Below are 13,420 nucleotides of genomic sequence, written 5' to 3' on the forward strand. Positions count from 1 at the left end.
CCGTCATGCTGTCGTGAGCACCTGAACATTGCCGTGGCGATCCATCACATCCACCACGACCTGGCGTCCCGATCGGCGAATGGCGACGTCAGCCGAGCCATTGCCGATCAACAGGCGTCGTAAGATCACTTCGTCCAGGAACGGGGGAAGTTGCGGCACGTTGAAGCTGATGCGCAAGCCATTCGGGTCGAAGTCGAGGCCGAGACAGGATTGCAGCAGCGACAAAGGAGCGGCTGCCGCCCATGCTTGAGGCGAGCAGGCGACCGGATAGAAGGTCGGCCCCCGTGCCCGCTGGCGCGGCAGGCCGCAGAGGAGTTCGGGGAGCCGCCGCAGGTCGATATAGGTCGAGGCGGCAAACAATCCCTCGAATATCCGCGCGGCTTCGGCGCGATAGCCATAGCGGGTAAGGCCGCTGGCGATCAAGGCATTGTCATGTGGCCAGATCGAGCCGTTGTGGTAGCTCATCGGATTGTAACGCGGTTCCGTGGAGGGAATGGTGCGGATGCCCCAGCCACAGAAGGACGAGGCACTCATCAGAGTGCGGGTAATCTGTGCGACCCGTTCAGGATAAGCAATGCCGGCGAACAGAGCATGGCCAGCATTGGAAGATCGAACCCGGCAGGGCCGCTTGTCTCCGTCGAGGGCCAACACATATGTGCCAAGTTCCTCGTCGAAGAAGCTGATGTCAAAGGCACGGCGCAGTCCCTCCGCCCGCGCGAGAAAGCTCGCCGCTCGTTCCGGCCTGCCGGTCCGCCGGAAGATTTCGGCAGCACTTTGCCATGCGGCGTAGACATAAGCCTGGACCTCAACGATTGCGATCGGCCCCTTGGCCAATGTGCCGTCGGCATGGAAGACCGAATCGTGGCTATCTTTCCATGCTTGATTGATCAATCCTTCTTCCGTCAGCCGTCCATATTCAATGAAGCCGTCGCCGTCACGATCGCCATGTTCGTCGACCCATGTCAGTGCCGCTTCCAGATGTGGCAGGAGACGGTCGATCGTCGCAAGATCACCGGTTCGTTTGAGATATTCGCCGGCCAGTATCACAAACAGCGGCGTCGAATCGATGCTGCCGTAATAGCGCCGGAACGGAACCTCGCCAAGTTCGGCCATTTCGCCATAACGGACTTCGTGCAGGATCTTGCCCGGCTCGGCGTCCGAGGTAGGATCGATGTCCGTCGCCTGGTTGGCTGCCAGGTGGCCAAGAACCCCGCGGGCGATCTCCGGATCGAGCCAAAGTGTCTGAAGCGCCGTGATCAGGGCGTCGCGGCCGAAGACGGTGCTGAACCAAGGAATGCCGGCGTAGGGATAAGGACCTTCCGCCTTGTCGGTCATCAGCATGTAGAGGTCGGAGACGCTGCGCCGCGCGGCTTCGTTGAAGATCTCGTTGGACGTTGCGATCGACGCCGCGCGCGAGGAAGAGGCTCGCAACGCGCGCCGGGCATCCCGCAGGGCCAAGAAGAAGGATCGGTTGCTCGGTGGGTCGGCGGAGGTCTGATCGCAGCCGATCTTGAAGAAGAGCGATTTTGTCTGCTGTGGCTCAAGATGGAGATCATAGGTGAGGAGATTACTGCGGATTTCCGCCGGTTCCGGTACGAAGGAAAACCGCGTCGACCGCTTGCGGCCGTCCAGGCCGACATAGGAAAGCAGGACGCAATCCTGCTCTATGATGGCGGGAAGATGGCGCCCTCTCCTTGCTCTTACGGTTCCACGGACTTCGAAAAGGTCGGCGAAATCGGCTTCGAAGGCGATTTGGATTCGGACATGTTGCCGCCGGTCGTCGTAATTCCTCACGGCCACCCGCTCATAACAGCGAGCATTCCAGAGAAACCGTGACCTGCGCAAATGAATCAGGTCATGAGCCAGAGCCAGCTTTCCATTCTTATCGAATAGATCAGGATTGGTGAGATCGCAGGTCAGCGTGGCGTTGTCGTCTCGCAGCGTCGACGACAGGAGCATCGGCCGTTGCCCATTGATCGTCAGGTAGAAATGCGAGAGATAACGGGTATCGCGATGGAAAAGACCTTCCGGGCTGCCGGGACCGGAAAGAGCGTCGCCATTGTAATCGAAGACGGCGAAAGTATCGCCGTGCTTGAGGGTACGCGGCCGTCGCTCCTGCAGCGACGCGGCCGCCGGAATGAAAAACTGCGCGACCGGTGCCGCCGGGCCTGGCAATGCTGCGGCGGGGTTGCTGTCCGCAGAAATGTTCGACATGTCTCCTCCTTGACGTCAGGCGACAGCCTGCAGGTCGCGCGCTTGACCATTCGACCGACGGATAGGCGCGGCTTTGGTACGAACGCCCGGCAAGTTGCGATAGATGTCGAGATAGCCGCGCGCCATCCGTTGCGCGGTGAAGCGCTTTTCGAATGTGGCTCGCACCCTGCGCCGATCGAGGCGGAGCGCCCATTCGACGTTCTCGGCCGCTTCGGTGACGCTGTCGACCAGGATGCCGGAGATGCCGTTGTCAATCACCTCCGGGACGGAGCCACAGCCGAAAGCGATCACCGGCGTGCCGCAGGCCATCGCCTCGATCATCACCAGCCCAAAGGGCTCCGGCCAGTCGATCGGGAACAGCAGAGCGCCCGCATTTCCGAGGAAGTCAGCTTTCTGTTGTTCATTGATCTCACCGATGAATTCAACCTGCGGGTGCCTCCTCACCATGGGCTCGATAACAGCTTCCCAATAGGCCTTGTCGGCATTATCGATCTTGGCGGCGATCTTCAGCGGCATTCCGACCTTTGCCGCGATTTGGATAGCGCGGTCGGGGCGCTTTTCCGGGGAAACACGCCCAAGGAAGGCGAGGTAATTGCCCCTAGGGTTCTCGGTGAAGGGAAGAATATCGGCCGGCAAACCGTGATAGACCGTTCCGCGCCAATCGACCGGTGGCATCGGACGCCGCTGGTCGTTGGAGATCGACACGAGCGGAATATCCGGGAACGCCGTGTAGAATGGCTTGAGATCCGGCAGGTCCAGCCGCCCGTGCAGCGTCGTGACCGTGCGATCGGCGAAATCGCGGATCAGCGGAAAATGCAGAAGATCGATGTGGAAATGTAGCACATCGAACTCATCCGCCCGCCGACGGATCTCCTCCAGCATCACGACCTGATGCGGCAGATGGTCCTTGACCGCCGGGTTGAGCCGCAGGGCGACGTCCGCACACGCCACCAGCTTCGCCTGGGTGACGGAATCGCCGCTGGCAAAGAGCGTGACGTCATGTCCCTGTGCGACGAGTTCTTCAGTAAGATAGGAAACGATCCGCTCGGTTCCGCCGTAGAGCTTCGGCGGAACGCTTTCGGCGAGCGGTGCAATCTGAGCGATCTTCATCGGCAAAACCTCCTCTGTTGAGCAAAGAGTCGTCGGCAAAAATCATGCCTGCGTCCTCAAGAGGCACGCGGCAGGTAGCGAGAGGATCAGGTTTCGAATAGCTGTCGGCGGCGTTCTCCTTTCCAGTAGCTGCACAAGCCAAGGCCGGGGAGCCGGCGTGGCGGCAGCTTTCGACGGCGGATCCTGTGGGCACGCGAGGAAGCGGGCGAATCTTGGTTGCCAGATTGCTGGTCGCCCTTGTCCAACGTTTTCAGCGCTTCAACAATCTCGTCATAGGAGACGGCTCTTTCCGCACCGGGATAAAGGCGAAGGGCAGGTGCGGAATCGATCGCGAAAATATCCGATGCCCATGACGCGAGAATGGCGCGCTTCTCGTCATTGCCGATGTCGTCGGCGGTGAGCACGTCACGCGGGTGACCGAAATGTTTGGCCGGATAAAGCAGATGCGCCGCGCTGATAGCCGCCGTCGCTTCCTGCTGTATGGAATTGCTGATGCTTTCCTTTCTCATAGCTTGGCTCCACTGATGTTGACCGATGGAACTTGGTTCATTCGCTCGTGCGTGGGGAGGCCCGCCCTTAAGAGCAGGGCGGGCCGGCGATCGCTTAGAAGTCCATGCCGGGGCCGGCGGGCATGGCCGGAGCGGCCTCCTTCTTGGGCTTCTCGGCGATCATCGCTTCCGTCGTCACCAGCAGACCGGCAACGGAGGCTGCGTCCTGAAGCGCCGCGCGCACCACTTTCGCCGGATCGATGACGCCCTGCGCATAGAGATCGCCATATTCGCCGGTCTGAGCGTTCCAGCCATAGGAGAATTCGCTCTTCTCCCGCAGCTTGCCGACCACGATCGAGCCTTCTGCACCGGCGTTTTCGGCGATCTGCCGTACCGGGGCTTCGATTGCGCGGCGCACAATCTCGATGCCGACGCGCTGGTCCTGGTTGGCCACGCTGAGATTATCGAGCGCCTTGACGGCGCGCAGAAGGGCAACGCCACCGCCGGGCAAGATGCCCTCTTCGACTGCGGCACGGGTTGCATGAAGCGCGTCGTCGACGCGATCCTTTTTCTCCTTCACTTCGACTTCGGTCGAGCCGCCGACGCGGATGACGGCAACGCCGCCGGCGAGCTTGGCAAGCCGTTCCTGCAGCTTCTCGCGGTCGTAGTCGGAGGTGGTTTCTTCGATCTGGGCGCGGATCTGAGCCGTGCGACCGTCAAGCTCCGTCTTCGAGCCAGCACCGTCGATGATTGTGGTGTTTTCCTTCTCGATCGACACCTTCTTGGCACGGCCGAGCATATTGAGCGTCACGTTCTCGAGCTTGATGCCGAGGTCTTCGGAGATGACGGTGCCGCCGGTCAGGATGGCGATGTCTTCGAGCATGGCCTTGCGGCGGTCGCCGAAGCCAGGCGCCTTGACGGCGGCAATCTTCAGGCCGCCGCGCAGCTTGTTGACGACGAGGGTAGCAAGCGCTTCGCCTTCGACGTCTTCAGCGATGATGAGGAGCGGCTTGCTGGATTGGACGACGGCTTCGAGAACCGGCAGCATCGACTGCAGGTTGGAGAGCTTCTTCTCGTGGATGAGAATGTAGGGGTCCTCGAGTTCGACCCGCATCTTGTCCTGGTTGGTAACAAAATACGGGCTCAAATAGCCGCGGTCGAACTGCATGCCTTCAACGACTTCGAGTTCGGTTTCGGCGGTCTTGGCTTCCTCGACGGTGATGACACCTTCATTGCCGACCTTTTCCATCGCTTCGGCGAGGTAACGACCGATCTCGGAATCACCGTTGGCGGAGATCGTGCCGACCTGGGCAATTTCGGAATTGTTGGAGATCTTGCGGGCGTTGGTTTTCAGTTCTTTGACGACAGCGTCGACGGCCAGATCGATGCCGCGCTTCAGGTCCATCGGGTTCATGCCCGAGGCGACCGCTTTAGCGCCTTCCTTGACGATCGCCTGGGCGAGCACGGTCGCAGTCGTCGTGCCGTCGCCGGCGAGATCGTTCGTCTTGGATGCAACTTCACGCAGCATCTGAGCGCCCATGTTTTCGAACTTGTCTTCGAGTTCGATTTCCTTGGCGACCGAAACGCCGTCCTTGGTAATGCGCGGAGCGCCGAAGGACTTATCGATCACGACGTTACGGCCCTTCGGACCGAGCGTCACCTTCACGGCATTGGCCAGGATGTCGACGCCACGCAACATGCGTTCACGGGCATCGGTATGGAATTTGACTTCTTTCGCAGCCATTCTTTCACTCCTTCGATAGGCAGCTTTTCTTGACTAATGCGCTGAGAACGCCTCAGGCGGCGATCTTTTCGGCGGCCTGGGCCACGATAATGCCCATGACATCGCTTTCCTTCATGATCAGCAGATCTTCGCCATTGATCTTGATCTCGGTGCCGGACCACTTGCCGAACAGGATGCGATCGCCGACCTTGACGTCGAGCGCCTGGATCTGGCCTGCATCGTTGCGCGCGCCGGGGCCGACGGCGATAACCTCGCCTTCCTGCGGCTTTTCCTTGGCGGTATCAGGGATGATGATGCCGCCCTTGGTCTTTTCCTCGGAATCGACTCGGCGGACAAGAATGCGATCATGAAGCGGTCGGAACGACATGTTTTCCTCCAATGGACAAACAATGATGACGTTGTTCCCGCGGCCGGACCGGATGACCGGTCCGGGCGGGTGCAAACCTCTGTCGAGCGTTTTGCGCGGAATGATCTGGTTTTGCGGTTTTTCCATTTCAAGGGGCTGGCGAAAAAAAATAGCACTCGCAATGGATGGCTGCTAACACACTGAGAAGGAACAACAAACACTGTTCCTGCGTTGAGAATCAGTTGATGGACGCAAAGATTTGCGCCACCTTCTCGTTGTCGTGAAACGGAGATGAAGCATGGAATTTTCATCGGACATAGAGCGCCAGCTCAACGGTTACGGTCTTACCACTGCGCACATCCTCTACCGCATGCCGGATTTCGAGTCGGTCCTGCAGACCTATGTCTGGCAGGATTACGATCTCGCCCCGGACTTTCCGGAAATGCACAGATTCCTGGATTTCTGGCAGTCCAAGCTTGACGGGCCGCTGCATTCCGTTCGCTATAGCCACCAGCGGCTGATCGGACCGAACGAATGGCGTCGCGTCGCGGGCGAGTTCCGATTGCACTAAATCGAATCCGACAGTCCCCAGCCAGATGGTTGTGTGCCCGCCAGCCATTGTTGCCCCCTAGGGCCTTACCAGCCGGTATCGCGCGAAGCCCAATCAATCGTGATCGGCAGGGCATGGCCAGGTCGAGGGTGCCGAAAGGCCGGCCGGCAGCTTAGTCGAGGCATCGCCGCAGGCAAGGTCGATCTGCGTCTGTTCGAGCCCGGCGGCGCCCGAGAGGTCGAGGCCTTCGATGCGGGTCAGGAACATGAAGGCGCGCTCGAAGTTCGCCGGGCCTTCGAAGGTGGCCTTGGAGAGATCGGCGCGGGAGAGGTTGGCGAAAGAGAATTTCACCCCCGTCAGCACCGCCTTGTCGAAATCGGCGCGGCCGAGTTCGGCCTTTTCGAAGCTCGCGCCGGCGAGCTGGGCGCCGGCGAAATTGGCACGCTGCAGCTCGGCGCCGGCAAAGGACGCGCCCTCGGCGGCGATATTGGCGAAGCTGGAGCGATAGGCCTCGATCTTGGCGAAGTTGGCGCCTTCAGCATGTGCGCCCTCCAATGAGGCACGCACCAGCGTCGCTTTCTCCAGATTGGCGGATTTGACATTGGCGCCGGCGAGATCGGTCAGCGAAAAATCGGTGCCGACGAGATTGGCGCCCTCGAGATCACTGCCCTGCAGCATCAGGTTTTTCTTGGTGCATTCCTGCCAGTCGAGCTTCGGCTCGGCCAGACTGCTGCAATCGGCGGCCCGTGCGGCAACTGGCGGAAATGCTAGAAGGACGAGGGCAAGGAGACCGAACGACGATCTTTGCATTGCCATGAACTGTTCACCCCCATGATGCTTTCAGGCCGCCTCCGGCGAAGCAGGCCGTCCACTTTCTTACACAGCTCAGACTACAATAAAAAGATGGCACGCGCCGTTCACAATGGCTTGCTGATCAGTCCGGACGATTGCCAGGCAGGTGGATCAATCCACCTTGCCGGGCAGGCGAAGTTCCATACAGGTGAGGTCCAGCCAGCGGCCGAATTTGATGCCGACCTCGGAAAATCTGCCGGCGATACGGAAACCGAGCTTTTCGTGCAGCCTGATCGAGGCGGTGTTCTCAGCCTCGATGCCGGCGATCATCACATGGACGTTCGCAGCTGCAGCACGCGCGATCAGTTCCCGCATCAACCGCTCTCCGATGCCCGCACCGCGGCAATCCTTGTCGACATAGACGGAATGCTCGACCGTGTGGCGGTAGCCGTCGAAGGCCCGCCAATCACCATAGGAGGCGTAACCTGCGACCTTGCCCGATAGTTCGGCGACAATGACAGGAAAGCCGCGCGCCTTGCGCGCCCTGAACCATTCCAACCGATTTTCGAGATCGACCAGCGTGTCGTTCCAGATCGCCGTCGTGTGCTCGACGGCGTGATTGTAAATATCGCGAATGGCGGAAAGATCGGCTTCGGTGGCGTCGCGGAGGAAGACAGCGTCTGTCATGATGCTCGGGTTCATATTGTGTGCGAAGGCGGGCATACGCCCCGCCTCGAGAGATGTAAACGACGGACGCGAAACAGGAACGACTTCGGGCACATCAGTCGTTCAGAGGCCTGGTGGCGACAGGCTGAAACAGGTGAAGACGGCCGAATAATGCACCGCCGCGGCGGTGACGACGAAGCCGTGCCAGATGGCGTTCTGGAACCGCAGCTTCTCCCAGACATGGAAGATGACGCCGAGCGAATAGATGACGCCGCCGATGACGATCAGCAGCATCGAGGCGGCGGGAATGCGCGAGGCGACGGGCTCGGCCACCAGTACGCCGCTCCAGCCCATAGCGAGATAAAGCAGGATGGCAAAGCGGTCGTAACGCCCGGGAAAGACGCATTTCAGGATAATGCCGATGGCGGCGAACAGCCAGATCGCGACCAGCATGAACAAGAGCAGCGGATCGTCGGCGCCGCGTTCAAGGAAGGGCGTGTAGGTGGCAGCGATCAGCAGGAAGATCGCCGAATGATCGAAGCGGCGCAGATACCATTTGGTGCGCGAGACCGGCCAGGCATTGTAGGAAAAGGAAATGGCAAGCGTCAGCACCAGCCCGACGCCATAGATCCAGGCGGCGGCGAGCGCGCCGTAGGAACTCCAGACCGTGGCGTAGAAGATCAGCACAGTGGCGCCGATCAACGCCAGCACGAGACCGACGCCATGGACGATACCGTCGGCGATCAATTCGTATCTGTCATAAGCCCAGCGAATGCCGTTGAACTCGGCCATGCACGCCAATCCGTTTCATACCCCGATTGCAATCGTCGCATCGAACCGGCAGGCGCGCAACTGCGGCAAAGCGCACGGGCGGTAAATCTTCGTGACAGGCTGCAGTTGCGCAAGATCAAACCTTCTGCCGGTCGACCAGCACCGAGCATTTGGCATGGCGCACGACCCGGTCGGCGGTGGCGCCGATGAAGTAATTGGAAAAGTCGGGAACGTGAGAGGCGACGATAATCAGGTCGGCGCCGTGGCTTTCAGCCGCCGAGATGATGGCTTTGGCGGGCGGGCCGTTGCGGATCTCGACGGTTGCCGCAACACCGGCTGCGGCGATCAGCGCTTCCAGTTGCTCGCGGCTGTCCTTCATGGCGTCCTCGACCATATTGGCCGGCAGTTCGATCGCGACATAACTCGGCACATCCTCGACGACGTTGAGTGCGATGATCTCGCCGCCTGCGTCGAGCAAAGACGCGGCCTTGCGAAGGATTTTTTCTCCCTTGTCGATGCCGCCGAGCGCGATCGCTACGATGATCTTCCGGTACATGGCTTCCCTCCACGACTGAGATGCATAAGTTTCCTCTTAAGAAGATATGGGCGCATTGATCGCGATCAAGTGGACACAAGTCATCGTCAACAGCTGCTCAACGCTTCATCCTCAAAAGCGGATCTACTGTGAACAATCGGAATGCGCCATATAGGGATCAAGTACGGCGGCCGAGGTGCGCCTTTTATCTTACAGGCCAATTCAGAGGCAGGAGAACAATCCATGACGACCGAAACTTCCTATGCGCTGACGCGGCCCGCTTATATCGACCAGTCGCATCTCGTCGTGACCGACCTCGGTCTGGTTTCCGGCTTCTATCAATCGATGCTCGGCCTGAAGGTGATCGAGAAGACGGCGAGCGGCGAAGTGCTGGGTGTCGGCGATCTCCCTTTGCTGACGCTGACCACTGCAAAGAATGCCATGATCGCGCCGCGCAATGCCGCCGGCCTTTTCCACACCGCTTTCCTGATGCCGAATCGGACGGAGCTCGCCCACTGGCTGCGCCATGCGGCGCAGAACAACGTCGTCCTCGACGGCGCTTCGGATCATCTCGTCAGCGAGGCGATCTATCTGTCCGATCCCGAAGGCAACGGCATCGAGATCTATGCCGACCGGCCGCACGAACAGTGGAAATTTCATCAGGACGGCATGATGGAGATGGCGACCCTGCGTCTCGACCTGCAGGCGCTCTATAACAGCGCGCCTGGTGAGCGCTGGGACGGCATGGCTGCGGGGACGGCGATCGGCCACTTGCATCTGCAGGTCGGGGACATCCCGCAGGCAGACGCCTTTTACCGCGACGTGCTCGGCCTCAAGCTGATGGCGCGTTATCCCGGCGCGAGCTTCTTTGCGAGCGGCGGTTACCACCACCATCTCGGCGCCAATATCTGGAACAGCCGCGGCGCCATGGCTCGCGCCGGCAACATGACCGGGCTTTCGGACTATAAGATCCGTTTCAACGACAAGGCGACGCTGGATACGGCGGTCTCCAAGCTCGACGCGCTGGAGATCAACAGCGAGAAGCGCGACGGCGGCGTCTTCTTGAAAGATCCGTGGGGCATCGGCCTAACGCTGTCGGCCTGATCCGAAGAGGCTATCGGACCTTCTCGGCACCGGATGGTGTCGTCACCTGCGTCGGTCCACCCCCGTTTCCACTCGGCGATGGTGAACGGTCCACAGCTTCCGGAGGCCTTACCGGGCCGGAGGCAGGATCGTTGTTGAAGGTGCCAGGGCCCGATGGTTGCGCATTGATCGGATCCGGCTTGGTCGAGGCTGTCGCCGTTGGATCATTATTGCTGGGGTTGGGCCAGATCGCGACACTGACGCCGGCGATGATGAGGACTGCCAAGCCGGCCGCGATGATCCCCCAGACCCACCATCGCCGCTGGTCGGAGGCGTCAAGCGTCGCCTTGTCCGCATAGGGCGGCTCGGTGCGGTAAGTCTCGGTGGCATTGATCTGATCTCGATCTGCAGTCATGGCTGTAACTCCTTCCGAGCCCGAACTCCCGTGACCGAAAACTTGTTCCGGCGCGAAAGCCTCACATTCACATGATGACCGCTCGTGCGGTCGCAGGCTCCGGGTGCGACAATTGTGCGATAGCGGACACAGCGGTTCGATTGACGGCGGAACCGGAACCGCACCGGCGCGTTTCCGTCACGAAGCAATGGGGCTTCGGGGACCTCACCGCATGGGCATCGCCAATGGCATCCGCAAACACGCAAAGAAGATCGCCATCGGCGAGCGCCATACCAGCGCCTGGGCACAGTCATTGAAGGAGGCGGCCGAGGAGCTGCCGCCGCCACCGCTGCACCGGCTGGAAAAGGACGGGCTCGATGTCAGCATGGCCTGGGCGATCATCGGTATCTTCGGCATTCTCTTCCTTGCCGCCGTCTATCTGATGTCGCTGATCCTCATTCCGATCACACTTGCCGTCGTCGTCGGCATGATCCTCGGCATGGCGGCAGAAAAGCTCAGCAGGATGGGGGTTCCGCGGCTTGCCAATGCCTTCATCCTGTCAAGCAGCGTGGCGCTGGTGATCTTCCTGCTGATCAACTCGCTCGCCGACCCACTGACGACGCTTGCCAATGAGGGCCCGGCCTTTGCCGAGCGAACCATCAACCGCGTCATGCCTTATCTGGAGCGTATCAGATGGCTGCATATCACGCCGGCGACATTCGAAAGCGGGTCGATGTCGATCGGTGCGCTGCTCGAGAACACCGGCAACGTGCTGCACGTGGTGACCACCAGCCTGACGCCGGCGCTGGTGCAGGGGATGATCTTCTTTGCGGCGCTGCTTTTCTTCCTCGCTGGTCGGGTCAACCTGCGCAAGACGATCATCATGACCTTCCGCACCCGCACGCAGCGCCTGGCGGCCATCCGTGTCATCAATGCCGTCGAGCAGGTGCTCGGCTTCTATTTCGCCACGGCCTCGCTGATCTATGTCGGGCTCGGCGTGGTCATGACTGTCATCGCCTATGCCGGCGGGCTATCGGCGCCGGTGCTCTGGGGCTTCTTTGCCTTCCTGTCGAGCTTCATCCCCTATCTTGGCATCACGCTGATGACACTTGCCGTCGCGGTCGCCGGGATCATCACCTACGATGACTTCATCATCGGCCTGATGCCGGCCGCGGCCTTCTTCACCGTCCATCTCCTCATGGAGAACCTGATCTTCCCGGCGGTGATGGGACGGCGGCTGGAAATCAATCCCTTCGTCGTTTTCCTCGCCATCCTGTTCTGGACGTGGATGTGGGGTGCCGTCGGCGCCATGCTGGCGCTGCCGCTCTCGCTGATCGTCATGACTGTTATCGAAGAATTGCTGATCGAGGAAAAGCCGCAGCCGCAGTTACCGAAGTGATCAACCGTGGAGCCGTCAGTGGCATCTGATATCGATCTTGCCGAATCCGATCACGACCAGATGGTGAGTGGCCGCTCTCTCTGGGGCAAAAGCGGCATAGGGCCGCAATGGCGGCCGATCGGTCAGAGTTTTACCACCGACATCGCCGTCATTGGCGGCGGCATCACCGGCGCATTGGTTGCCGAACATTTGACGGCGCGCGGTTTTTCCGTTGTTGTCATCGACCGGGAGGAGCCCGGTTTCAGCAGCACCGCGGCGAGCACGGCGATGCTGCAATGGGAAACCGACAGCACGCTCATCGAACTCGAGGATTATTATGGCTTCGAGCGCGCCGCCGGCATCTATCGCCGCAGCGGCGCAGCAGTCGCCGGCCTTGCCAAGCTGATCGCCGCAAACGGCATCGCCTGCGGTTTCCGGCCGCGCAACACGCTCTATCTCGCCGCCAATCGCGAAGGCGCGCGGGACCTCTTGGAGGAGCGCCAGCTCCGTCGCCGGGCGGGTCTGCCCGGCGTCTATCTCGAACATCCCGATCTCTTCACGCAGTTCGAACTCGACAGGGATGGCGCGATCTATTCGCCGGGTTCGGCGGAGGCCGATCCGCTGCTTCTGACATGGGCCTTGATCGAGATGGCGGTGCGGCGCGGCGCGCGACTGGTGAGCGCCTCCGTGACCGCGCTCAACAGCGAAGGCGATCGCGTGACGGCGGAGACGGACAGCGGTCATCTCATCGACGCGCGTCATGTCGTGCTTGCGACCGGCTATTCGTTGCCGGGTGTCGACATGCCGAAGCTGCACCGCGTCAGTTCGAGTTGGGCGCTCGCCACAGTGCCGCAGGACCCGGCAAATTTCTGGCGCGACAGGGCACTGATCTGGGAGAACAGCCACCCCTATCTCTACATGCGAACGACGGCGGACAATCGCATCGTCGCCGGCGGCGAGGACGACGAGACGAGCGATGCGGCGGCGCGCGATCGCAAGCTGCCGGCCAAGATCATCGCAATCCAGGAGAAAATGAAGCGGCTGTGGCCGAAGGCGGATACGCGCGTTGCTCATGCCTGGTGCGGAACCTTCGGCGAGACGGCCGATGGCCTGCCGCTGATCGGCCCGGTGCCGGAGATACCGCATGTGTTCGCAGCCTGTGGCTACGGCGGCAACGGCATCACCTTTTCCTACCTCGCCGCACAGATGATCGGCGCCATGCTCGCCGGCATGCATCGCGACTGGTTCGAGGATTTCGCGCTCGACAGGGATGGGCCGGGTTTAGCACGCTTTCATTCTGGAATGTATAGAAACGAGACGGAAAGCCAAAGGCGCTAAAATTTCAGTCG

14 protein-coding genes are annotated in these 13,420 nt (G+C 60.7%); 4 read left to right on the plus strand and 10 right to left on the minus strand.

The genetic code is table 11. The annotated features are described in order from the left end of the window. Positions 1–3: 3 nt before the first annotated feature. The 5 genes from ACS4RR_RS19025 to groES form a co-directional block, all read right to left on the minus strand. Positions 4–2,214: an amylo-alpha-1,6-glucosidase gene (locus ACS4RR_RS19025; RefSeq protein ID WP_456189134.1), complete on the minus strand. Its 2,211-nt coding sequence runs from the start codon at positions 2,212–2,214 to the stop codon at positions 4–6. 15 nt (positions 2,215–2,229) lie between these two features. After that, a complete protein-coding gene (locus ACS4RR_RS19030) occupies positions 2,230–3,324 on the minus strand; it encodes a glycosyltransferase family 4 protein (RefSeq protein ID WP_456189135.1) in 1,095 nt (364 codons plus the stop codon). 86 nt (positions 3,325–3,410) lie between these two features. Then, a complete protein-coding gene (locus ACS4RR_RS19035; RefSeq protein WP_456189136.1) occupies positions 3,411–3,833 on the minus strand; it encodes a hypothetical protein in 423 nt (140 codons plus the stop codon). A 94-nt stretch (positions 3,834–3,927) separates the two neighbouring features. Then, positions 3,928–5,556, minus strand: a complete 1,629-nt coding sequence (gene groL, locus ACS4RR_RS19040; RefSeq protein WP_017963526.1) for a chaperonin GroEL — start codon at positions 5,554–5,556, stop codon at positions 3,928–3,930. 52 nt (positions 5,557–5,608) lie between these two features. Further along, positions 5,609–5,923, minus strand: coding sequence for a co-chaperone GroES (groES, locus tag ACS4RR_RS19045; protein ID WP_026154071.1), 315 nt, complete (start codon positions 5,921–5,923; stop codon positions 5,609–5,611). 277 nt (positions 5,924–6,200) lie between these two features. Here groES and ACS4RR_RS19050 point away from each other — a divergent pair, with 277 nt between their 5' ends. Next, positions 6,201–6,473, plus strand: coding sequence for an usg protein (locus ACS4RR_RS19050; RefSeq protein WP_017963524.1), 273 nt, complete (start codon positions 6,201–6,203; stop codon positions 6,471–6,473). Between the two features lie 93 nt (positions 6,474–6,566). Here the strand turns inward: ACS4RR_RS19050 and ACS4RR_RS19055 are convergent, their stop codons facing one another. The 4 genes from ACS4RR_RS19055 to ACS4RR_RS19070 all read right to left on the minus strand — a co-directional run bounded on the left by ACS4RR_RS19055 (position 6,567) and on the right by ACS4RR_RS19070 (position 9,237). Then, positions 6,567–7,268 carry a pentapeptide repeat-containing protein gene (locus ACS4RR_RS19055; protein ID WP_162118090.1) on the minus strand — a complete coding sequence of 234 codons (702 nt, stop codon included), beginning with the start codon at positions 7,266–7,268 and terminating at the stop codon, positions 6,567–6,569. 147 nt (positions 7,269–7,415) lie between these two features. Beyond that, positions 7,416–7,967 (minus strand): GNAT family N-acetyltransferase, encoded by a 552-nt coding sequence (locus tag ACS4RR_RS19060; RefSeq protein WP_017963522.1) that lies wholly within the window; start codon positions 7,965–7,967, stop codon positions 7,416–7,418. Positions 7,968–8,033: 66 nt separating this feature from the next. After that, positions 8,034–8,702: a PAQR family membrane homeostasis protein TrhA gene (gene trhA / locus ACS4RR_RS19065; protein ID WP_026154070.1), complete on the minus strand. Its 669-nt coding sequence runs from the start codon at positions 8,700–8,702 to the stop codon at positions 8,034–8,036. A 115-nt stretch (positions 8,703–8,817) separates the two neighbouring features. Continuing rightward, complete coding sequence (locus tag ACS4RR_RS19070; RefSeq protein WP_017963520.1) at positions 8,818–9,237, minus strand: universal stress protein; 420 nt, start codon at positions 9,235–9,237, stop codon at positions 8,818–8,820. A gap of 222 nt (positions 9,238–9,459) precedes the next feature. On the opposite strand from ACS4RR_RS19070, the gene ACS4RR_RS19075 reads away from it, so the two are divergent. Continuing rightward, on the plus strand, positions 9,460–10,320 hold the full coding sequence (locus ACS4RR_RS19075; protein WP_170257679.1) for a VOC family protein: 861 nt from the start codon (positions 9,460–9,462) through the stop codon (positions 10,318–10,320). Positions 10,321–10,330: 10 nt separating this feature from the next. On the opposite strand, the gene ACS4RR_RS19080 is transcribed toward ACS4RR_RS19075, so the two are convergent. Beyond that, positions 10,331–10,714 carry a hypothetical protein gene (locus ACS4RR_RS19080; protein WP_017963518.1) on the minus strand — a complete coding sequence of 128 codons (384 nt, stop codon included), beginning with the start codon at positions 10,712–10,714 and terminating at the stop codon, positions 10,331–10,333. 211 nt (positions 10,715–10,925) lie between these two features. Between ACS4RR_RS19080 and ACS4RR_RS19085 the strand changes: the two genes are divergently transcribed. Both ACS4RR_RS19085 and ACS4RR_RS19090 read left to right on the plus strand, forming a co-directional pair. Then, positions 10,926–12,092 carry an AI-2E family transporter gene (locus ACS4RR_RS19085; protein WP_017963517.1) on the plus strand — a complete coding sequence of 389 codons (1,167 nt, stop codon included), beginning with the start codon at positions 10,926–10,928 and terminating at the stop codon, positions 12,090–12,092. An 18-nt stretch (positions 12,093–12,110) separates the two neighbouring features. Next, positions 12,111–13,409 carry an NAD(P)/FAD-dependent oxidoreductase gene (locus ACS4RR_RS19090; protein ID WP_020486055.1) on the plus strand — a complete coding sequence of 433 codons (1,299 nt, stop codon included), beginning with the start codon at positions 12,111–12,113 and terminating at the stop codon, positions 13,407–13,409. Positions 13,410–13,420: the final 11 nt, after the last annotated feature.

The sequence above is a fragment of the Rhizobium zaerense genome (genome assembly GCF_051810725.1).
Lineage (GTDB): Bacteria > Pseudomonadota > Alphaproteobacteria > Rhizobiales > Rhizobiaceae > Rhizobium > Rhizobium leguminosarum_I.

Coding starts and splice junctions, on each gene's coding strand:
- groL (WP_017963526.1), bottom strand. CDS start 5,556: ATGGCTGCGAAAGAAGTCAAATTCCATACCGATGCCCGTGAACGCATG.
- ACS4RR_RS19050 (WP_017963524.1), top strand. CDS start 6,201: ATGGAATTTTCATCGGACATAGAGCGCCAGCTCAACGGTTACGGTCTT.
- ACS4RR_RS19035 (WP_456189136.1), bottom strand. CDS start 3,833: ATGAGAAAGGAAAGCATCAGCAATTCCATACAGCAGGAAGCGACGGCG.
- ACS4RR_RS19025 (WP_456189134.1), bottom strand. CDS start 2,214: ATGTCGAACATTTCTGCGGACAGCAACCCCGCCGCAGCATTGCCAGGC.
- ACS4RR_RS19070 (WP_017963520.1), bottom strand. CDS start 9,237: ATGTACCGGAAGATCATCGTAGCGATCGCGCTCGGCGGCATCGACAAG.
- groES (WP_026154071.1), bottom strand. CDS start 5,923: ATGTCGTTCCGACCGCTTCATGATCGCATTCTTGTCCGCCGAGTCGAT.
- ACS4RR_RS19055 (WP_162118090.1), bottom strand. CDS start 7,268: ATGGCAATGCAAAGATCGTCGTTCGGTCTCCTTGCCCTCGTCCTTCTA.
- ACS4RR_RS19085 (WP_017963517.1), top strand. CDS start 10,926: ATGGGCATCGCCAATGGCATCCGCAAACACGCAAAGAAGATCGCCATC.
- ACS4RR_RS19075 (WP_170257679.1), top strand. CDS start 9,460: ATGACGACCGAAACTTCCTATGCGCTGACGCGGCCCGCTTATATCGAC.
- ACS4RR_RS19060 (WP_017963522.1), bottom strand. CDS start 7,967: ATGCCCGCCTTCGCACACAATATGAACCCGAGCATCATGACAGACGCT.
- trhA (WP_026154070.1), bottom strand. CDS start 8,702: ATGGCCGAGTTCAACGGCATTCGCTGGGCTTATGACAGATACGAATTG.
- ACS4RR_RS19030 (WP_456189135.1), bottom strand. CDS start 3,324: ATGAAGATCGCTCAGATTGCACCGCTCGCCGAAAGCGTTCCGCCGAAG.
- ACS4RR_RS19080 (WP_017963518.1), bottom strand. CDS start 10,714: ATGACTGCAGATCGAGATCAGATCAATGCCACCGAGACTTACCGCACC.